Genomic DNA, 19,552 nt, shown 5'->3' with positions numbered 1-19,552 from the left:
GCTTACTCCACAAAACGGCCTTTGATGGCAAACAAACCTTGTGGACGTTTTTGAATAAACAAAATCACAAGCACCAAGAGAACAATTTTTGCCAGTACTGCACCAATGCCAATTTCCAAGGCGGTACCGCTAATACCCAGACCAAGCGCTGCAAGGACTGCACCCCACACCTGACCTACACCACCGACAACCACCACCAAGAAGGCATCAATAATGTAGTTTTGCCCTAAATCCGGCCCGACGTTACCCACTTGTGCCAAAGCACATCCGGCTAACCCTGCAAGACCTGAACCTAAACCAAAGGCCATCATATCGATACGACTAGAACGAATACCGACTGCTCGCGCCATTTGACGGTTTTGTGTCACCGCACGAACGAAGAGACCAAAACGGGTTTTATTCAGTAGGTAAACCAACAACAAAAGCACTGCAATGGTAAAGACAATAATCGCAATACGGTTATAGGGCAGCATCAAGCTTGGAGTAATCGAGATCCCGCCTGACAGCCAGGAAATGTTAGAAACTTCGACATTTTGCGCACCAAAAGTCATGCGTACCAATTGCATCAGAATCAGGCTGACACCAAAAGTGGCAAGCAAGGTTTCCAACTGGCGACCATATAGCGGACGAATCACGGTACGTTCAATCAACATGCCGATCAGCCCACTTACCAGGAATGCTGCAGGAATCGCGGCGATTAAGTACCAATCGACATAGCTACCCAAATAACTTTTAAACAGGCTTTGCACCACATAAGTGGTATAGGCACCAATCATAATCAGCTCGCCATGCGCCATATTAATCACACCGAGCAAACCATAAGTAATCGCAAGACCCAGTGCAGCAAGCAGTAGAATACTCGCAGTACTTAAACCTGAAAATAAATGTCCTGTCCATTCGCTGGCTTGAATACGGGTTTTAATACTGCTTTTCGCTTCAAGCAAAGCCGCTTTCAGCTCTGGATGTAAATTCGGCTGTGTTAGCTCATTTTCCACCATCGCCAAGACATCGGGACGATTGGAGTCTTGCAAGGCTTTCGCCGCTTGAATTTTAACTAAGACATCTGCATCTTGATAATCCAGACGCGCTTTAAGCTGGGCCAAACGGGCTTTGACTTTGTTATTTTGTTCGTTCAAATACAGGGCATTGATGTGAGCAACATTCAGCTCTGCCAAGTTGCTTTCATAAATATCAATCGCTTCTAAACGCTCGGAAGCATCTTCAGATTTGAGTTTTCTTTGTGCCAAACCAAAGTTGAGCGCTTTACGCAAGGTATTCACCAAAGTCACTTGTGATAAGTCACTCGGCCAATCTGCAACGATGCCTAGACTCGGATAGCCGAGTAATTTTTCGTCCGATTCTAAAATATAGGTTTGACCATTAGCCCCACTATAAAGCTGCTCGTTTTCAACATATTCTGCAAGCTGATCTAACTGCTCAATACTGCCCGGCCATTGCTTCAGTAAAGCACGGCGCTGGGCAAAATCACCTTGCACAAATTGCTGGATTGCATCTTGTTGTATTGCTGCAGTCAATGCAGTGCTATTTGAGGATTGTTCTGCTGATACCAGTTGCACACAAATAACCTGTACAAATACCAGAAAAATAGCGGCGATATTCACGCGAATATTCATTATATTCACCCCTATTCCATTGGAAATTTTCCGTGGAGAGTAAGAAAAAAATCAGAGGACACCTGCCACGGCTGTGGCAGGCAAAAGATAGCTGTTATTTCGGAATGTACGGGCTCCAAGGCTGTGCCTGGATGGCTTGTGGCGTTTTATAGACCACATCAAACTGTCCATCGCCACGAATCTGACCAATCATGACTGGCTTGTGTAAGTGGTGATTCGTCGCATCCATTTTTAAGGTATAGCCGGATGGGGCTTTGAATTCCTGACCTGCCATCGCTTCACGGACTTTATCGACCTCTGTAGAACCTGCTTTTTCAACGGCTTGCTTCCACATGTTAATCCCGACATAAGTTGCTTCCATTGGGTCATTGGTCACGAGCTTGTCTGCATTCGGCAGTTTGAATTCCACCGCATACTGCTTCATTTTGTTGGTAAATTCTGTATTGACCGGATTCTTCACTGACATGAAATAGTTCCATGACGCCAAATGACCGACCAATGGCTTGGTGTCAATACCACGCAGTTCTTCTTCACCCACCGAGAACGCCATGACGGGAATATCAGAGGCTTTAATGCCCTGATTACCCAATTCACGATAGAACGGCACATTCGAGTCGCCATTGATGGTCGAGATCACCGCAGTCTTTTTACCAGCTGCGAATTTTTTCACATTGCCGACAATGGTTTGATAGTTGCTATGACCAAATGGCGTGTACTCTTCCATGATGTCCGCATCAGCCACGCCTTTAGACTTTAAAAAAGCACGTAAAATCTGGTTGGTGGTACGTGGGTAAACATAGTCTGTACCGAGCAGAACAAAACGCTCCGCTTTACCGCCCTCTTCAGTCATCAAGTATTCCACGGCTGGAATGGCTTGCTGGTTAGGCGCAGCACCGGTATAAAAAATATTTTTGGATTGTTCCTGGCCTTCGTACTGTACGGGATAGAACAATAAGCCATTCAGCTCTTCAACCACTGGTAAGATAGATTTACGTGACACCGACGTCCATGCACCGAAAATTACCGCGACTTTGTCTTGGGTAATCAGCTGACGTGCTTGCTCTGCAAACAGTGGCCAGTCAGATGCTGGATCGACCACCACAGGTTCCAGTTTTTTACCCAGTACCCCACCATTATCATTGATTTCCTTAATCGCCATTAAGGCCGTATCTTTCAGTGAGGTCTCAGAAATTGCCATCGTGCCTGACAATGAATGCAGGATCCCGACTTTAATCGTGTCGCCGCTGTCTGCGACTTTGCTTTCTGCGCCCGGGGCTTCTGCTTTTTCAGCAGATTTTGAACACCCCGTTAATGCAACAGCCCCTGCCATGGTTGCGGCTAAAATACTTTTTGAAAATAAATTGCGTTGGAACATCAGATTTTTCTCCAAACTTTATAATGGTGCATTTTTCATGCTTGTCTTGTTGTACATCTGGATGGAGTGATTCAATTTCTGTGCCAAGGCTTCAAAAAATAAAAAAATTCACTTTAACTGATCTCATTATTTGTATTATGAATCATGTATTTAGTCATACTAAAAAGACTTAAAGCCCTATTGCAATGTAGAACTCAGACTCAACTTTAAATAAGTTGCATAAAGACCAATCAAAATATGCCAAAACTAAGATAGAAGATGATGTACAAATAAAGTGCAGCACCTTGAATATTTTTTGCACTGTTTTAAAACAAAAAATCCCGCGCTTGCGGGATTTTTTACTGCTTAAATTCGATAGTTTAAACCACCAAATCTGCCAGATTACCTTTTTGCTCCAACCAGTCTTTGCGGTCACTGGCACGCTTTTTCGCCAAAAGTTTATCCAGTAACCCTGCGGTATGATGAGCATCATCCAGATCCAGTTGCACCAGACGACGCGTGTTTGGATCAAGCGTGGTTTCACGTAACTGACTGGCATTCATCTCGCCCAGACCCTTGAATCGGGTGATTTGCGGATTCTTGGTTTTGCATTTTTTCAGGATGCTATTCAGCTCATCTTCATCCAAAGCGTAGTGCACATCTTTATTGTCATCAATACGGAATAATGGCGGCATCGCTACAAATAAATGCCCTTCCTCGACCAGTGTAGGAAAATGCTTTACAAACAAGGCACACAGCAAAGTCGCGATATGCAAACCATCCGAGTCGGCATCCGCCAGGATACAGACCTTGCCATAACGCAGTTCAGACAAGTCATCCGAACCCGGATCAACGCCAATGGCAATCGCAATATTGTGTACGTCCTGCGATGCTAGAACTTCGTCAGAAGAGACTTCCCAAGTATTCAGGATTTTTCCACGAATTGGCATAATCGCCTGGAAGTTCTTATCACGCGCCTGCTTGGCCGAACCACCCGCAGAATCCCCTTCCACAATAAACAGTTCTGACTGATCCAGATCATGGCCTACACAGTCCGACAGTTTCCCCGGCAAGGTTGGACCCGCGACAATTTTCTTACGTTCTACTTTTTTCGCTGCTTTGAGACGGCGACCGGCTTTGGAAATGGCCATTTCTGCCAGTTGCATGGCGATATCAGAATTCTGGTTCAACCATAATGCAAAGGCATCTTTGGCAATATTCTGCACAATTCCAGCTGCTTCACGGCTCGATAGACGTTCTTTAGTCTGACCTGAGAATTGCGGCTCCTGAAATTTCAGCGACAGGATATAATTGACGCCGTCCCAGACATCTTCGGCAGAGAGTTTCATATTCCGCGGCAGCAAATTACGCAGTTCACAGAATTCACGCATCGCATCGGTGACGCCTGAACGCAGACCATTCACATGCGTTCCGCCTTGTGCGGTCGGAATCAGGTTGACATAAGATTCCTGGACGCTTTCACCCCCTTCGACATTCCAGCAAATTGCAAATTCTGCGCTGGCACGTTCCGCATCGCCTGTGGCAACAAACGCCGGTGCCGGAATAATTTCACGGTCTTCCAGCTCGTCCATCAAATAATCAACCAGACCATTTTCAAACTGCCAGGTGATCTTTTCATCATTGATCTGATCAACATAGTTGATCTGTAAGCCCGCCGCCAAAACAGCTTTGGCTTTGAGATTATGTTTTAAAGCTTTGAGGGCAAATTTAGGAGAATCAAAATATTTGGCTTCAGGCCAGAATTGTACCGTAGTTCCTGATACCCGTTTCGGTGCCTTACCTGCCAGTACTTCAAGCGGTGCAACCGGTTCGCCATTTTCAAAGGCCATTCTGTACAGGTTACCCTGACGCTGAACTTCGACCTCTACACGGGTCGAAAGCGCATTGACCACTGAAATCCCAACGCCATGCAAACCACCGGAAAACTGGTAATTATCGGTGCTGAACTTACCGCCGGCATGCAGTTTGGTCATGATAATTTCAATACCGCTCTGGCCATATTCAGGGTGAATATCCACCGGCATACCACGGCCATTGTCTTCGACTGATAAAGAACCATCTTTATAGACCGTGACGGTAATCTTGTTGGCATGCCCTGCCAGTGCCTCATCGACAGCATTATCAATCACTTCCTGTGCCAAATGGTTGGGACGAGAAGTATCGGTATACATGCCCGGACGACGACGGACCGGATCCAGACCAGATAAAACTTCAAGAGATTGAGCCGTATATTGAGACACGTTATTCGGTTTCCTTTTTTATGCAGTCCAATAAAAACTGTAAGACGAACGGAATTTTCTCCGCAAAATCATCCATCCCGTGACTGCCATAGGCTTCAGTCATCAGCATTGCAGGGGGATGCGCAGCACTATAATAACGATGTGCTTCACGATAATCCAAAACTTCATCGCCTTGTTGCAGCAGAACCAGTATTTTGTCTGCATCTTGTGCAACAGGCAGGGCCAATTGCTGGAGTTGTACCAGATCTGCCTCATCCAGACACCAGTTTGGATGTACTTGATAAGGCAATTGCTCGTCAAACAGTTCACGAAACAGTTGCCATGGTCGCATTGCCGGATTGATCAGTACAGCAGGCACAGCATGCTGTGCGACCAGATGTGTCGCATAAAATCCGCCGAGACTACTGCCCAGTAATGCCACATTATGCATCGATTCAATCAGTTCAGAAACATGCGCAATGGCAGCGTTCGGTGACATGTTTAAATCGGGTAAATGTACCTGAATTTCAGGATACTTTGCACAGTAATGTTGCAGCAATTTCCCCTTGATCGAGTTGGAATTACTCTTAAAACCATGCAAATAAATGATATTCATGAACTACCAACAAAAAACCCATCAATCATCAAAATTTAATTTAAATAATGTGAAGTACACTACTTTATAAGACCAGTTAATTGCTTAAATTGTCTGACAAAAAAGCCCAAAATCTTTTCTCATTCTCGTTATTTTAAGCTGAGGCCCTCAAAATCCGGAAACTCAACAAGAAAAAGAATTTATACCGCGAAGTTCTTTAAAAAGAAAGATGGCACCACATGCGGCTCATTGAAAGGACAGGATCAGATGCCAAGTTTGACACCGTTACATGAAACCTATTGTCGATGGGATCGAACCCCGCCGAGTCAGGCCGATGTACTGGAAGGTCTGGCGCAGCTGGTAACGATGCGCTTTAACGATGTGATCCAGGAGCTGATCAAGAGTATTCAACGCGAAATTTTAATGAGTATTTTCGGTTTAAGTGAAAATAATTCTGAAAAAATTCAGAATATTCCGTCGATTGTGCGGCTCTATCAAATGTCTTATGACATGCTGTTTCATTACGGCAATACCCTGATTGCCCCTGCTTTGCGCCAGATTATTGAACGCTTTCCTAAACTGCATAATAAACCGCTGACACCTTCCTTGCATTTTCTGGTCAGTGTCTTAAATGGCATTATCGGGGATTATCTGCTGAAATATCAAAACCCTCTAGCCCTGCCGATGGTGATCTATGACCATTATGGCTCGCTGCAAAAAGGTGAGCTAAGCGGTCGTATCACTTTGTTTGTACATGGCTTATGCATGAACCATTTAGACTGGTCAAATCGCAAATATGAAGGCATTGGGGCAAAATTACTGGCGCAGCGCGACCGCAATACCATGCTCTACCTGAATTACAATACTGGACGCCGGATTTCTGCCAATGGTCGCAGTCTGGCGAATACCTTACAGGATCTGGTTGTTCGCAATCCTAGAATTACCAGTATTGACCTGATCGGCCATAGCATGGGTGGACTGGTGTCACGCAGCGCACTGTTCTATGGCAAGCAGAATATGTATAGCTGGGTCAACATGGTGGAGAATCTGGTCTGTCTGGGTTCACCGCATCATGGTGCGGTACTGGAACGTTTTGGTTTTAGCTTGCAGGACAAACTCGGACATTTCCCACTGATACGGCTGCTTGGTCATCTGGTCAATATTCGCAGTAACGGTATTCTGGATTTACGTCATGGCAGCGTCCGGGATGATGACTGGGAGCATAATCCGCTTCGGATTGGCTTTATGGATGATCACCGTAAACCTGCCCCGATTCCGTCTCATATCGATACCTATCTGGTCGCCGGTACCATCGAGTTTGAAAACCGCAAGAACAAGACCTTGCATGTGATTGGCGATTATCTGGTCAGTATTAAAAGTGCTTTGGGCGAGCATCCCAATCCGCGTTTCCAGCTTAAAGTCCCGGACGCAAACAAGGCGATTTTCTATGGCCTGAACCATTTTGAAATTCAGTATCATCCGCTGGTGGCCGAGCAGGTGGCACGCTGGTTCTATCCAAGTGTAGAAGATGAAGCCTTTAATCAGATTCATGAATATGTGATGGATCTGGACAGTCTGGAAGGCATTGCCCTGACCTGAACTTCAGCAAAATAAAAAAGCCCTCGATTGAGGGCTTTTTTATTAAATATGGAATTAATATTTATCTCTGAGTCGTTTAACCGGTGCCTTTTTATATTTACGCAGTAGTTGCCACAGGCTAATCAACAATAAAATACTGAAAAAGATCAAAGACCAGACAGGCAAGGATTGACCCAAAAAGGTCCAGTCAATCGCGGCACATTCCCCTGAACCATTTAAGACCTGTTGCAGTACAGACTGCATCGGCAGGGTTTCCAGCCAGTATTCCAGACCGGGACCACAGCTCGGCACCTGATCCGGTGGCAGGTTCTGTAGCCAGACATGACGTGCAGCCACGCCCACAGCCCACAAAATACTGAGCGAACCCAGCAAGGCATATAGCCGCTTCATGAGATTGGATGCGGGATTATGCAGGAATGCGATCAGTGAGATGATCCCGAGTCCGATTAATCCAACACGCTGAAACACACAGAGCGGACAAGGCGCCAGACCTTGTACATGCTCAAGATATAAGGCAAATGCCATGCCGATGACAGCAGCCAGAAACAACATACCACTCACGAAGCGATAACCCCATTGCATGGTGAATCCTCTTATTTTTTTATCGATATTGGGCTAAATAATCAGCAAAACTGACGCTGCTATCTTGCTCGAGTTGCTGTTGCTGCTGCAATGACTTTTGTGACATTTCTTCAAAATAAGCCAGAGTTTCCGGGCTGAGCTGATGTTCTTCATAGACACTGCTGTGCTGTTGGGCCAGATGTTGGCCAAAATGCCACATACCGCCCTGCTCACGCGTATCACCCACCACCAGAGCAGACAAGGTGGCATCGACTTCATCGACCCGGATCATCATGGTTTTTAAAGCATCAGTATATAGAGTACTGTCGTAGGCTGAATTTAACAGCTTGGCCAGGGGATGCATACGCTGCAAATGCATGGCACACCAATCTTCAATCGGATAAGACTGGCCATTTTCCATAATTGCCGCATTTGGCGCACGGCCACGGTTCACCACTTCAGCCTGATTCTGTTCAATAATATCCTGTTCATCGCTGAGGAGCGCCGGACTGTCCTGCAATAAACAGTATAAGGCTACTACTTCGAGGAAGCCGGCCGTATCTTCATTAATGCCAATCGGGCTGTATGGATTGACATCGACTGCACGTAGCTCGACATAGGCAATCCCACGATTTTCCAGTGCCTGTGAAGGAGTTTCACCCGCGAGCGGCACCTGTTTCGGACGCACTAAGCTGTAATATTCATTTTCGATTTGCAGCACATGATCATTGATCTGGATCGGCTGGCCATTGACATCATCCAGTCCCAGACGACTAAACGGTTTATACGGCGTTTTAACGGCTTTTTGCAGTCCGTCCAGATAGTCCTGCAAATTATTGTAGTGAATACCGAGCTGTTTCTGCGCAGAGTTTTGATAGCCAAAACGTCCCATACGCAGCGCGGTCGCATAAGGCGAATACAAAGTGCCTTTCACCAATGGCAGCAAGAAATGATCACGGCCAGTCATAAAGCATTGGCAGACCGCCGGACTGGCTCCGATCAGGAACATCACCAGTGGGGTCAGACGAATAAAGTTACGGATCAGGCCCATATAGCGATGACTGCGATAATCCTGCAAGCTCAATGCTTTCAGCGCCTCGTCCTGTTCCTGCTGTTGTAAGGCCTCGAACAGATGATCCGGGAAAGACAGGTTGTAATGCACGCCTGAAATCGTCTGCATACGGCGACCATAACGCACACCTAAACCACGACGATACAGGGTTTTAAATAAACCGATATTCGAGCTGCCATACTGTGCCAGCGGAATGCTGTCATCGCGGCTGTCCAGCATACACGGCATCGACAAAGGCCAGAGCTTTTCATCATTTTCCAGATGACGATGCACAATCGCATGAATATCGCTGAGATAGTCCAGCGCTTTTTTAATACTGTCCTGTGGCGGAGTAATAAACTCCATCAACGCTTCAGAATAGTCTGTGGTGATATGTGGATGAGTCAAGGCTGAACCCAAGGCACGAGGATGCACTGCCTGTGACAGGAAACCATCACTTTGCATACGCAAGCTTTCACGCTCGATACCACGCAACATGCCTTTGATGAGTGACGACTCGACCCAGGTCGGTAATACATTTTGGGAAGTCGATTCAGGTTGACTCATTACAATCTCGCTTAAGGGGGCTAAATTATTAAATTAAAATCATCGGTTTAATCAGTATAACGTGATTTCATGCCGGCACATGACAGGCTGCCTAGTTTTCAGGCAAACCATTGATTTTTAATTTGGCAAATTTTTAACACAAACTTCCTCTATAAGACATGGAAAATTTGTGATTTTATTAACAAATAGATGCTAATGAATTGTAAATATTATGAATTATCAAGATATTTTAGACTTTTGGTTTCATGCGGACAGCCAGCCCTTATGGTTTAGCCAAAGTCATGAATTCGACCAAAGTATTGCGCAGCAGTTCATGAGCACCCATCAGCAGGCAGCCCAGGCTGAACTTTGGGGCTGGCGTAAAACCGCAGAAGGCCGGCTGGCCGAAATTATTGTGCTAGATCAATTTTCACGAAATTTATTCCGTGATTCTCCCCAAGCTTTCGCCCAAGACAGTTTGGCACTGGCCTTGGCTCAGGAAGCCATCAGCCTGAACCTGGATCAACAGCTCAGTCCGGAACAGCGTGCTTTTCTGTACATGCCATTTATGCACAGCGAATCCAAACTGATTCATGAATTCGCGTTAAAATTATTTCAGCGTCTGGGTAATCCGACCAATCTGGAATTCGAGAAAAAGCACAAGGTCATTATCGACCGCTTTGGACGTTATCCGCACCGGAACCAAATCTTGGGTCGTGACTCGACCGATGAAGAACTTACTTTCCTGACCCAGCCCGATAGCAGTTTTTAAGATTTTTTAAGACCGGCTGTCTGAACTGGATCATTGCATCAGGAGATCGAACATGAAAAACATGCTACTGGGATTGAGTATGATTGCTGCCATCAGCCTGACTGGCTGTGCAACCACACCCTCAAAGCCCTTAACATTTGATCAGTTAGGTCGCTACAGTACCACTCCCCTCAATAGCAACACTTACCGTATCAGCTTTCAGGCCCGTCCCAATATGAGCTTTGGCACAGCTGAAGAAATTACCCTGCTCAAAGCCGCACAGACTACCGTACAAAATGGCTTTCAGTTCTTCAGGGTACTGAATGATCCAAGTAACCGTACTCAACAACCTCCACGGCAGGCCATCGTCTATCCGGCACCGAGCTTTTATCCGTACGGGTATTACCGCCGATATCCGGGGTTCTGGCCAGACCCATTCTATGACCGTCCCTATACCGTGACTCTGGATCCTGCCCAGGTGGCCTATACCATTGAATGCTTCAAGGCCAATCAGGCGCCTCAAGATGCCTTTGATGCCCGCTTGATTTTACATTCACTTGGGGCTAAATATGGTTTAAGTCCATCCGGTGCAGTGCTGCAACTGCAACCGGCCAATCCCTCCTGACAGGATGATCTATGCAGACAGAGAGTATCTCCCCGAGCTTACAACGCAGTAAACGTTTCGCGACCATCGCCCTGATGGTCGCCGTACTGACCTGGTTGGCATTGATGGTGGCAGCCAAATTGCTACCTGAATATGTCTGGCTCATTCATATTCTGATGCTCTCGGCAGAAGCGGGTGTGGTCGGTGGTCTTGCGGACTGGTATGCGATTACCGTGCTGTTTCGTAACCCTTTTGGCAGATTGCCCATTCCCAAGTTTTTACGCGACCATACCGAAATCATTCCACGCAACAAGGCCCGTATTGCAGAGTCGATGGGCCGTTTTGTGCAGGAAAATTTTCTTTCTCCGCAAATTGTACAGCGCAGTCTGGACAGTACCGACCTGAGTCTGGCTGCAGGACGCTGGCTGGCCAATCCACAAAATAATGTCCAAGTGACTCAGGTCATTCAACAGACGGTTCCTAAAATCTTTGAATTTGTCGGACAGGAACAGATTGCCGGATTTATCCAGAGCAACAGTGTGCAATGGGTCAAAAATACCCAGATCAATACCCTGGCCAGCGAAATGCTGCATGCCGTTCTGGACAATGATTTCCATCAGGATGTACTACAGCGCGGACTGGATGTGGTGCATGCCTGGATGACCTCACATCCTGAACAAACCCGTGAGCTGACCCGTAACCTGTTTAAGGAAATGGGCGTGTGGAAACTGGCCAAAGGCGCCAGCTGGATCGGGATTGACGTGCAGCAACGCAGTATTGATTCCGTGATCGGGCGCGTTGAAGCCATGCTGGCCGATCCAGATCATCCATGGCGACTTAAAATTGAGAGCATGGGACATAGCTGGATGTTACAGCTGGCAGATAATGACAGTGAAGCCAGCCAGCGTCTGAATGAAACCAAAGATGCCTTACTGGATAGTCCACAAGTGCTGAATTTTATCAGCGGTGCGGTGGTGATTTTATGTGATGCGATCAAGGCAGACTTGCAAAAACCTGATTCGGGTATTGCGGAAAATCTCAGAATTGCCATTCAACAGGTCGGAGAAAATATCATTTCGAATGCCTCGGTACGTGAGCTGCTGAATAAACGTCTGAGCTCTATCGCGGTTGACCTGAGTGACCAGTACAGTGAAAAAGTGATTCGCTTTATCAGCGAGCGCATTCACGAATGGGATTCAAGCGAGATGATCGACAAGATTGAAAATGAAGTCGGCGGTGACCTGCATATGATCCGGGTCAATGGTGTCGTGGTCGGTGCCTGTATCGGTCTGGTGCTCGGGATTATCCGGGCGGCGGTAGAGCATTTAATTTAAAGCTGATGAAGCTATTTCCTCTTACAGCCCAGCTTTTAAATCGTCAGAGAGCTGCCCCCACCCGATTAAATTCAAAAATGATCACTTGGGTGGCTGAGGTCCGGACATATCGACCAATAGCCCAGTGAATTTGCGTACGAACGGCAATAAGGTCACCACAATCGGAAAAGCAATCGCCCAGGAAATCATCCAGTTATGAAACCAGAGTGCCATAAATCCATCAATCCAACCAAGATTGCGCAGCATATTGATCATGGAAATAATGCCACTCATCAGGCAGGACAGGATAAAAGGCACAATAATCAATGCCCATTTTGCAGGGAGTTTGGGAATATGACCGATAATGGTCGGACGTTGTGATGCAGCCACGACATGCTCTTTTTACTGTTTTCAGATGACTAATATAAGCCAAATTCTGTACGGTGAAGCATTGTTTTTTTCATCTGAAATGTTGAGCTAAAAACTGGTTTTATTTTCACGGGATTAATCCGGTTATTACCCCTTTCTCTAGTTCAAAATTTCTGGTGAAGTGATCTTCTACTTTTTATTCCCTAGAAATGCTTTTACCTAAACAGCCTGAAATTTGCTATATTTGCTGTTTTTCTGCGATCTCTATTTTCGACTGATTATGAATACGGCAATACAAGCAGCTCTCGATCATGCAGTGCACACTTTACAGGCACAAGGCGTACTCCCATCTGACTGGAACAATACAAGTAATTTGACGCGTACCAAAGACCGAAGCCATGGTGACTTTGCGTCGAATATTGCCATGATCGCGTCGAAAGCTGCGGGTATGAAGCCACGTGATTTAGCGGAAAAAATTCTTGCTGCCCTGCCTGAAGTGGCGGATATCAGCAAGGCAGAAATTGCCGGTCCTGGTTTTATTAACTTCTTCCTGAATGCTGACCAGCGCTTTGCAGTCCTTGATCAGATTCAGGCACAACAGGCGACTTATGGTCGTACCCAGGTCAATGCGGATAAACGTATCCAGGTTGAATTCGTGTCTGCCAACCCGACCTCTAGCCTGCACGTAGGTCATGGTCGTGGTGCTGCGTATGGTATGACGGTTGCGAACTTGCTTGAAGCGACCGGTGCAAAAGTAGATCGCGAATACTATGTCAATGATGCTGGCCGTCAAATGGACATTCTGGCGACTTCGACTTATCTGCGCTACTTAGAATTAACGGGTCAGGAACTGGTATTCCCGAAAAATGCCTACCAAGGTGACTACGTTAAAGAAATCGCGCAAAGCATTATTGATCAGGATGGCGACGCCTATGTACGTCCTGTGGCTGACGTGTATAAAAACGTGCCTGAAGATGTACAGTTTGCAGCTGAATTAGATGCAGATGGCAATAAAGTCATATTGTCTGGCGATAAAGAAAAACACATTGATGGTTTGATCTTTAATTCACAAGCGTTAATTGGCACAGGCTACCGCGTATTCTTGCAAGCCGCGCTTAAAGCGATTCTGGATGATATTAAAGATGACTTGGGCGAGTTCGGTGTAACCTTCAATCAGTGGTTCAGCGAAGAATCATTGACAGACAAAATTGAAGAAGCCTTACAAACCTTAGATCAGCGTGGTTTCCTGTATGAACTAGATGGCAACATCTGGTTTAAATCCACTGCATTCGGTGATGAAAAAGACCGTGTCGTGAAACGCCGTAATGGCCAGACCACTTACTTCGCGTCTGACATCGCTTACCACCTGAACAAATTACAACGTGGCTATACCGATATCATCGATATCTGGGGTTCGGATCACCACGGTTATATCGCCCGTGTAAAAGCGGCCATTGATGCACTGGGCTATGATTCGAAGAAATTAACGGTTCTTCTGGTTCAGTTTGTAAGCTTATGGCGTGGCGGCGAGATGGTACAAATGTCATCCCGTTCAGGCCAGTTTGTGACCTTGCGTGACCTGCGTAAAGAAGTTGGCAATGATGCTGCACGTTTCTACTACGTAATGCGTAAGTCTGAACAGCACATTGATTTTGACCTTGATCTTGCTGTGTCACAAAGCAAGGACAACGCCGTGTATTACATCCAGTATGCACACGCCCGTATCTGTCGTATGTTAGAAAAAGCAGCGTCTACAAATGTCAACTTTGATGCTATAGCGGCACGTAATTTAGCGGCTAAGCTGGAGCTTGATGCTGAAACTGAAGTCCTGGCCAAGCTGGCTGCCTACCCAGAAATTCTGGTACGTGCTGCAAACAGCTATGAGCCACATCAAATCGGTAACTACCTGAAAGAGCTGGCAGCATTGTTCCACGGCTGGTACAACGACAATAAAGTACTCGGTGATGATGCTGAATTGACTCAGGCACGTTTACTGTTATCTGTGAACGTGCGTCAGGTACTGCGTAACGGTCTGGAACTGCTTGGCGTATCAGCTCCTGAGAGCATGTAAGCAAAACACTGTTTTGCATGCTCGCAAGGCGAGAGCTAGGCTCGAAGTGAGCATGTAAGCAAAACATTGCCGTTTATCTGCCGAGCAGACATTTTGTAACTTTAGCTATGTGCTTGAAGATACAGATAAATTAAAATTCTGTGTGATTTGTGATCTAGAGGATGACTTTTGTATCCTGATCACATAGGATGAAGTGATAGTAGGGGCATAACTGCTGTTATGCCTTTTCTATATGTCCCGATTAATAAGAGGAAAATCCCAAGTGTTTGGAAAAACGCAGCGCGGTGTATCTGAAAGACCGAATAAGCCTAAAAAGCCACTTATTCCAACCTGGCTCGGCACACTCGTGATCATTTTAATCGTGTTAAGTTTTTTAATGGCACTGATGCTCTGGAAGCCATGGGAACCGGTCAAACCGAAAACTCAAACAAGTGCTGAATCTGTCCAAGAAGAAGATACCAATAAAGATTACCGTTTTTATGACCTGTTACCACAGCAACAAGTGACGCCTATTCCTGAACAGGCCGTCCCTGAAAACAAAAATCAGGATACGGTAGTAATTGTAGAAGCGCCTCGACCTGAAGTAGCTCCACCTGAGGCGACCACAACTGAGCCTGGCTTAGAAGCCAGTGAAGCGCCTGTTGCCGCTCCGGCCAGTTATATTCTGCAAGTCCGCAGCTTTGATGACCCGGATCAGGCCGATGCCCGCCGTGCTGAAATTATTCTCAATGGTTTATCTGCCGATGTGGTACGCAGTGTAGAAAATGGCAAAGTCTGGTATCGCGTGGTTTCAGGCCCTTATGATTCTGCAGAAGCCGCGATTATCGCACAGCAAACCTTGCAGAATAGCGGGATCGATTCCATCGTCGTGAAACGATAAATTTCTAGAAATAAAAAAAAGCGCCTGATGGTGCTTTTTTTATTTGGATCTCTCTAACCGTCTCCTTAATAGGAGAGGAAATCCCCCTTTTTTAAAGGGGGACTGAGGGGGATTTTTATTTATTCTAAACGAGAAAATATTTAATCCCTCCAACCTCCCTTTAATAAAGGGAGGCTAAAATCTTTAAACTGTATGCCCCAGCGCTTCACCCATATTCACCAAAGAATTGGCCTTGAACGCGGCATCCCATTGCATTTTATTTTCTTCAAATAAAATCACTGCCGTTGAACCGAGGTAGAAACGCCCCAGTTCTGCCCCTTTTTCCAGGAACAGATCATGCTGATTAAGTTCGATCCGGCCTGAAGGCTTCACTTTGCCGGTTGCCACGGTTTCAATACCCGCCACAATCATCGCACCGACCAATACCACCGCCATACGGCCGATTTCAGTATCAAACAGACAGACCATACGTTCATTGCGTGCAAACAGGCCCGGAATGTTTTCTGCGGTCACCTGATTGACCGAGAACAACTCACCCGGTACATATAACGTTTCAGTCAAGGTGCCAGCAAATGGCATATGCACCCGATGATAATCACGTGGCGACAAATATACAGTCGCGAATTCACCATTCTTGAATGGCTCGGCCAGTTGCGGATCAGCAATCAGGGCTTCAACGGTAAATTTCTGGCCTTTGGCCTGAAACACATCGCCATTTTCAATTTTACCTAGCTGGGAAATCGCACCATCTGCTGGCGAAACAATGCTCGTAGCATCTGGATCAACCGCACGGATACCTTCTTTTAGGGCACGCGTAAAAAATTCATTAAATGACTTGAATTTCAGGGCATTGGCCTGTTCAGCAATCGACATATCAATGCCATACTGCGCCTTAAAGGCAGTAATTGCAGCAGTTTTGATAATCGGGTTTTCGCTGGCGGCAATTTTACCCACCACCCGAGACAAGCGATGTTGCGGTACTAATCGTTGAGCTTTAATAAAAAACTGTTGTTTTAAACGTGATGTGATGCTCAAGATGGCAGCTCCCCTGTAGCGATTGGACTATCGAGGCGGTTGCCCCATTCACTCCACGCACCATCATAGGCTCGAATTTTCCAGCCCAGTAAACGACCCAGAATATAGGCCAAACCTGAGCGGTGATGGGACTGGCAGTACACCACAACGGGTTGATTCAAATCAAAGCCCAGTTGTTCCAGACGCTGCTGAGTACGTGGTAAAGGCTGTAATTTTAAATGATTTTCACGATTAAGGGCAGTACTCCATTCAAAATGACGTGCTCCCGGAATGTGACCGCCGCGTCGAGCCGCTAAACGTAGGCCAGTATATTCATCTTGTGTACGGCAATCCCAAATTTGAACCTGTTGATTTTCAACCTGTTGGCGCAGTTCATCATAGCCAATCTGAAAATTCGCCTGATGCTCAAGATTGACCTGCAACACGTTCTTCACTGGTGCAAACTGTTCCTGATTGGAAGAAGTCGGCAAACCGGCACCAAGCCAGGCATGAATCCCGCCATTCAATAGGCTGGTATTTTCAAAACCCAAACAATGCAGGTTCCAGAGCAAACGCCCTGCCCATGCCCCGCCCTCATCATCATAAGCCACCACATGATGTTCAGGAGAAATATTCAGATAATCAATGAGAGCCTGCAAGCCTTCCGCATCCGGCAACAGTCCCATTGCCGTTTCTTCCTGACGCACCAGAAGTTTAGGCTTTAAATGCAAGGCGTGCGGAATATGCAGCTGCTCATACACAGAGGCACGGCTCAGGTCGACAATACGAAGTTTTTCATGGCCCAAATAGGGAACTAAATCTTCTGCCTCAATCAGCAGGCCAAAATTAAAAGCTGCAGCGGTCATCGTTATCATGGCTATTATTGGTCAAATCCTGTTGATCTTAGCACAGCTGGTTTTTACACTGATGCGCTTTCTTTGCAGATGATTAGCAAGATTTTAGCTAAACCTTGGTCTTAAATAAGCTTGCATAAAAAAACCGCCTCTATCTAGAAACGGTTCTTAAAAATTATGAATTGTTCAAACTGACTTAAGCAGGTTCATTGATCTCAAAAACCTGACGTAAATAGGCCAGGAACGTATCATTATCGGTCATGGTCTTGCCCGGGCTGTCCGAGATTTTGGCCACTGACTGACGGTTACATTCCACCAGTTTCAGCACAATATTGAGTGGGGTTTGCCCCATATCATTGGTCAAATTGGTGCCGATCCCGAAACTGACCTGAAAGCGGTCTTTAAAGTATTGATGCAGTTTCCAAGCTTTTTCCAGATTCAAGCCATCACTAAAAGTCAGCATCTTGGTTTTGCTGTCTATTTTCAGCTTTTTGTAGTGTACATAGGCCTTGTCACCCCATTCATAGGGATCGCCACTGTCATGACGCAAGCCATCAAACAGTTTGGCAAAGTACAGGTCAAAGTCACGCAAGAATGCATCCATACCGACTACATCGGTCAAGGCAATGCCCAAGTCACCACGATATTCCTGCACCCAGCTTTCCAGTGCAGATTTCTGGAAATTACGCAGACGTACGTCCAGCGCCTGAAAAGCTTGCAGGAATTCATGCGCCATGGTGCCAATCGGGGTAATTCCCAGCTCTTTGGCTAACAGTACATTACTGGTACCACGAAACACATGCGGTGCGGCTTTGTGAAATTCTTCGACGACATGCTTTTGCCAATCGAAACTGTAACGGCGACGCGTACCAAAATCTGACACCAAAAATGGTGGATCATTGGGGTTTTGCGCAGCATCATACTGTTTTAATAGCTCGATTTTGGCTTTTAAACGGTGTTCGCCTTCAGCCAACACTTCAGGCGTGCGAATGCGGCTGAAATACAGTTCATTGACAATCGCCAGTACGAAGATCTCGAACATCATCGCCTGAACCATCGGGCCTTCCACCACAATATCCAGACGGCCTTGACTGTCGATACTGGCCTTGATGAAACGGCGCTTGAGCTGGAACAGTTCCAGATAATCCACAAAATCGCTTTTGATAAAACGTAAGCTTCTTAAATATTGCAGTTCATCTTCTTTGAATTTGAGCTGACACAGCAGGTCCAGTTGATGATTGAGATCATCCAGAATATCCGTCAGTGGATAGACTGTATCTTCCAGATTACGACAACGGAAATGGTAGACACTATGCGTTTGCGGAAACTTGTGTAAGACCACTTGTAACATGGTGAATTTGTACAAGTCAGTATCTAACAGAGAATGGATAATTGGAGCCATAACTAAGGGAATATCGCTGTGCTTATCTCTGCATTAAAGCATAAAAAGTCGTGCAATAATGCAGGATTTACGTACAGCTGGCTGTATTTGCGACAAAAGTATCAGAAGCATAACCCGCTTTATTTCTGTGATTTGACCTGAGCTTTTTCCTGTTCCTGAATCAGTTTCTGCAACTGTTTTTCCTGACCAATCACCTTGGCAAATTCGGCTGTGGTCTTTTGTCCGTTTTTTTGCACCTGGGCATCACAATCCACCTGACGCAACTGCTTGGCAATCGCAAATTCCATCTTGAATAAAGCCCCCATCAAGGCCGTATTGCCTCGATTGTCTCGAGCGCAGCGGTCTGCCCCATGCTTAAGCAAACTACTGACAATATCCTGATGGCCATAATAAGTCGCCATCATCAGTGGTGTATAACCGTCTTTATTGCGTACATCGACCGGAAAGCCATGTTTCAAAAATTCATGAATGACTTCGCTATTGCCAATTTTGGCAGCAGCAAAGAATAGGTCGACCAATTCCTGTTGTGAGTTCATCTGAACATTGTCCACGCTTTTAGCGGGGGAGATATCCTTCGCGACAGTCACGTTTGCGAATGCGGAACCTATCGTGAGAATACTGGCTAAAAACACAGATGACATAACTTTCATGATGAACTCCAGCAGAAATCGAAGGGGAATTTAAGTCTTGAAAGACTGAATTGTCCTGAGTTGA

17 protein-coding genes are annotated in these 19,552 nt (G+C 46.1%); 6 read left to right on the top strand and 11 right to left on the bottom strand.

The window, feature by feature from the left end; genetic code table 11:
• Positions 1-2 precede the first annotated feature (2 nt).
• The 4 genes from urtB to Q9R24_RS07985 form a co-directional block, all read right to left on the bottom strand.
• Positions 3-1,634 carry an urea ABC transporter permease subunit UrtB gene (gene urtB, locus Q9R24_RS08000; protein WP_311204001.1) on the bottom strand — a complete coding sequence of 544 codons (1,632 nt, stop codon included), beginning with the start codon at positions 1,632-1,634 and terminating at the stop codon, positions 3-5.
• A gap of 94 nt (positions 1,635-1,728) precedes the next feature.
• Complete coding sequence (gene urtA, locus Q9R24_RS07995) at positions 1,729-3,009, bottom strand: urea ABC transporter substrate-binding protein (RefSeq protein WP_311204000.1); 1,281 nt, start codon at positions 3,007-3,009, stop codon at positions 1,729-1,731.
• Positions 3,010-3,368: 359 nt separating this feature from the next.
• A complete protein-coding gene (gene parE / locus Q9R24_RS07990; RefSeq protein WP_311203999.1) occupies positions 3,369-5,249 on the bottom strand; it encodes a DNA topoisomerase IV subunit B in 1,881 nt (626 codons plus the stop codon).
• A 1-nt stretch (position 5,250) separates the two neighbouring features.
• Positions 5,251-5,844 (bottom strand): YqiA/YcfP family alpha/beta fold hydrolase, encoded by a 594-nt coding sequence (locus Q9R24_RS07985; RefSeq protein WP_005245646.1) that lies wholly within the window; start codon positions 5,842-5,844, stop codon positions 5,251-5,253.
• 246 nt (positions 5,845-6,090) lie between these two features.
• Between Q9R24_RS07985 and Q9R24_RS07980 the strand changes: the two genes are divergently transcribed.
• Positions 6,091-7,422, top strand: a complete 1,332-nt coding sequence (locus tag Q9R24_RS07980; protein ID WP_311203998.1) for a hypothetical protein — start codon at positions 6,091-6,093, stop codon at positions 7,420-7,422.
• Between the two features lie 54 nt (positions 7,423-7,476).
• Here Q9R24_RS07980 and Q9R24_RS07975 read toward each other — a convergent pair whose 3' ends face one another.
• Together Q9R24_RS07975 and gshA are read right to left on the bottom strand one after the other, a co-directional pair.
• Positions 7,477-8,004 carry a disulfide bond formation protein B gene (locus Q9R24_RS07975; protein ID WP_247143252.1) on the bottom strand — a complete coding sequence of 176 codons (528 nt, stop codon included), beginning with the start codon at positions 8,002-8,004 and terminating at the stop codon, positions 7,477-7,479.
• Between the two features lie 19 nt (positions 8,005-8,023).
• Positions 8,024-9,601, bottom strand: a complete 1,578-nt coding sequence (gene gshA / locus Q9R24_RS07970) for a glutamate--cysteine ligase (RefSeq protein WP_311203997.1) — start codon at positions 9,599-9,601, stop codon at positions 8,024-8,026.
• Positions 9,602-9,812: 211 nt separating this feature from the next.
• Here gshA and Q9R24_RS07965 point away from each other — a divergent pair, with 211 nt between their 5' ends.
• From Q9R24_RS07965 to Q9R24_RS07955, 3 genes are read left to right on the top strand one after another with little or no spacing between them, the layout of a single operon-like run.
• Complete coding sequence (locus tag Q9R24_RS07965) at positions 9,813-10,352, top strand: DUF924 family protein (protein WP_114540923.1); 540 nt, start codon at positions 9,813-9,815, stop codon at positions 10,350-10,352.
• A gap of 52 nt (positions 10,353-10,404) precedes the next feature.
• On the top strand, positions 10,405-10,956 hold the full coding sequence (locus Q9R24_RS07960) for a CC0125/CC1285 family lipoprotein (RefSeq protein WP_311203996.1): 552 nt from the start codon (positions 10,405-10,407) through the stop codon (positions 10,954-10,956).
• Between the two features lie 11 nt (positions 10,957-10,967).
• A complete protein-coding gene (locus Q9R24_RS07955; RefSeq protein WP_311203995.1) occupies positions 10,968-12,269 on the top strand; it encodes a DUF445 domain-containing protein in 1,302 nt (433 codons plus the stop codon).
• Positions 12,270-12,350: 81 nt separating this feature from the next.
• Here Q9R24_RS07955 and Q9R24_RS07950 read toward each other — a convergent pair whose 3' ends face one another.
• The gene (locus tag Q9R24_RS07950; protein WP_004647201.1) at positions 12,351-12,638 is read right to left on the bottom strand and encodes a DUF2798 domain-containing protein; all 288 of its coding nucleotides are present in this window, start codon (positions 12,636-12,638) and stop codon (positions 12,351-12,353) included.
• 259 nt (positions 12,639-12,897) lie between these two features.
• Here Q9R24_RS07950 and argS point away from each other — a divergent pair, with 259 nt between their 5' ends.
• The gene (argS, locus tag Q9R24_RS07945) at positions 12,898-14,688 is read left to right on the top strand and encodes an arginine--tRNA ligase (RefSeq protein WP_213686579.1); all 1,791 of its coding nucleotides are present in this window, start codon (positions 12,898-12,900) and stop codon (positions 14,686-14,688) included.
• A 262-nt stretch (positions 14,689-14,950) separates the two neighbouring features.
• The gene (locus tag Q9R24_RS07940; protein ID WP_004281265.1) at positions 14,951-15,568 is read left to right on the top strand and encodes an SPOR domain-containing protein; all 618 of its coding nucleotides are present in this window, start codon (positions 14,951-14,953) and stop codon (positions 15,566-15,568) included.
• Between the two features lie 183 nt (positions 15,569-15,751).
• Here the strand turns inward: Q9R24_RS07940 and asd are convergent, their stop codons facing one another.
• The 4 genes from asd to Q9R24_RS07920 form a co-directional block, all read right to left on the bottom strand.
• Positions 15,752-16,603, bottom strand: coding sequence for an archaetidylserine decarboxylase (asd, locus tag Q9R24_RS07935; protein WP_004729088.1), 852 nt, complete (start codon positions 16,601-16,603; stop codon positions 15,752-15,754).
• A complete protein-coding gene (locus Q9R24_RS07930; RefSeq protein ID WP_311203994.1) occupies positions 16,600-17,448 on the bottom strand; it encodes a sulfurtransferase in 849 nt (282 codons plus the stop codon). The genes asd and Q9R24_RS07930 overlap by 4 nt, the downstream gene beginning before the upstream one ends.
• A 184-nt stretch (positions 17,449-17,632) precedes the next feature.
• Entirely contained in the window at positions 17,633-18,838 is a 1,206-nt protein-coding gene (pncB, locus tag Q9R24_RS07925) for a nicotinate phosphoribosyltransferase (RefSeq protein WP_213686581.1), read from the bottom strand.
• Positions 18,839-18,957: 119 nt separating this feature from the next.
• A complete protein-coding gene (locus Q9R24_RS07920; protein WP_213686582.1) occupies positions 18,958-19,488 on the bottom strand; it encodes an ankyrin repeat domain-containing protein in 531 nt (176 codons plus the stop codon).
• Between the last annotated feature and the right edge of the window lie 64 nt (positions 19,489-19,552).

The organism is Acinetobacter sp. RRD8 (assembly GCF_031844225.1).
Lineage (GTDB): Bacteria > Pseudomonadota > Gammaproteobacteria > Pseudomonadales > Moraxellaceae > Acinetobacter.
This window is presented reverse-complemented; position numbering and strand designations above follow the sequence as displayed.

What these genes read in the sequence shown, in the direction of transcription:
- Q9R24_RS07920 (WP_213686582.1), bottom strand. Translation starts at nt 19,488, where the DNA reads ATGAAAGTTATGTCATCTGTGTTTTTAGCCAGTATTCTCACGATAGGT.
- Q9R24_RS07960 (WP_311203996.1), top strand. Translation starts at nt 10,405, where the DNA reads ATGAAAAACATGCTACTGGGATTGAGTATGATTGCTGCCATCAGCCTG.
- argS (WP_213686579.1), top strand. Translation starts at nt 12,898, where the DNA reads ATGAATACGGCAATACAAGCAGCTCTCGATCATGCAGTGCACACTTTA.
- Q9R24_RS07930 (WP_311203994.1), bottom strand. Translation starts at nt 17,448, where the DNA reads ATGACCGCTGCAGCTTTTAATTTTGGCCTGCTGATTGAGGCAGAAGAT.
- pncB (WP_213686581.1), bottom strand. Translation starts at nt 18,838, where the DNA reads ATGGCTCCAATTATCCATTCTCTGTTAGATACTGACTTGTACAAATTC.
- urtA (WP_311204000.1), bottom strand. Translation starts at nt 3,009, where the DNA reads ATGTTCCAACGCAATTTATTTTCAAAAAGTATTTTAGCCGCAACCATG.
- Q9R24_RS07965 (WP_114540923.1), top strand. Translation starts at nt 9,813, where the DNA reads ATGAATTATCAAGATATTTTAGACTTTTGGTTTCATGCGGACAGCCAG.
- urtB (WP_311204001.1), bottom strand. Translation starts at nt 1,634, where the DNA reads ATGAATATTCGCGTGAATATCGCCGCTATTTTTCTGGTATTTGTACAG.
- Q9R24_RS07955 (WP_311203995.1), top strand. Translation starts at nt 10,968, where the DNA reads ATGCAGACAGAGAGTATCTCCCCGAGCTTACAACGCAGTAAACGTTTC.
- Q9R24_RS07980 (WP_311203998.1), top strand. Translation starts at nt 6,091, where the DNA reads ATGCCAAGTTTGACACCGTTACATGAAACCTATTGTCGATGGGATCGA.
- Q9R24_RS07975 (WP_247143252.1), bottom strand. Translation starts at nt 8,004, where the DNA reads ATGCAATGGGGTTATCGCTTCGTGAGTGGTATGTTGTTTCTGGCTGCT.
- Q9R24_RS07985 (WP_005245646.1), bottom strand. Translation starts at nt 5,844, where the DNA reads ATGAATATCATTTATTTGCATGGTTTTAAGAGTAATTCCAACTCGATC.
- gshA (WP_311203997.1), bottom strand. Translation starts at nt 9,601, where the DNA reads ATGAGTCAACCTGAATCGACTTCCCAAAATGTATTACCGACCTGGGTC.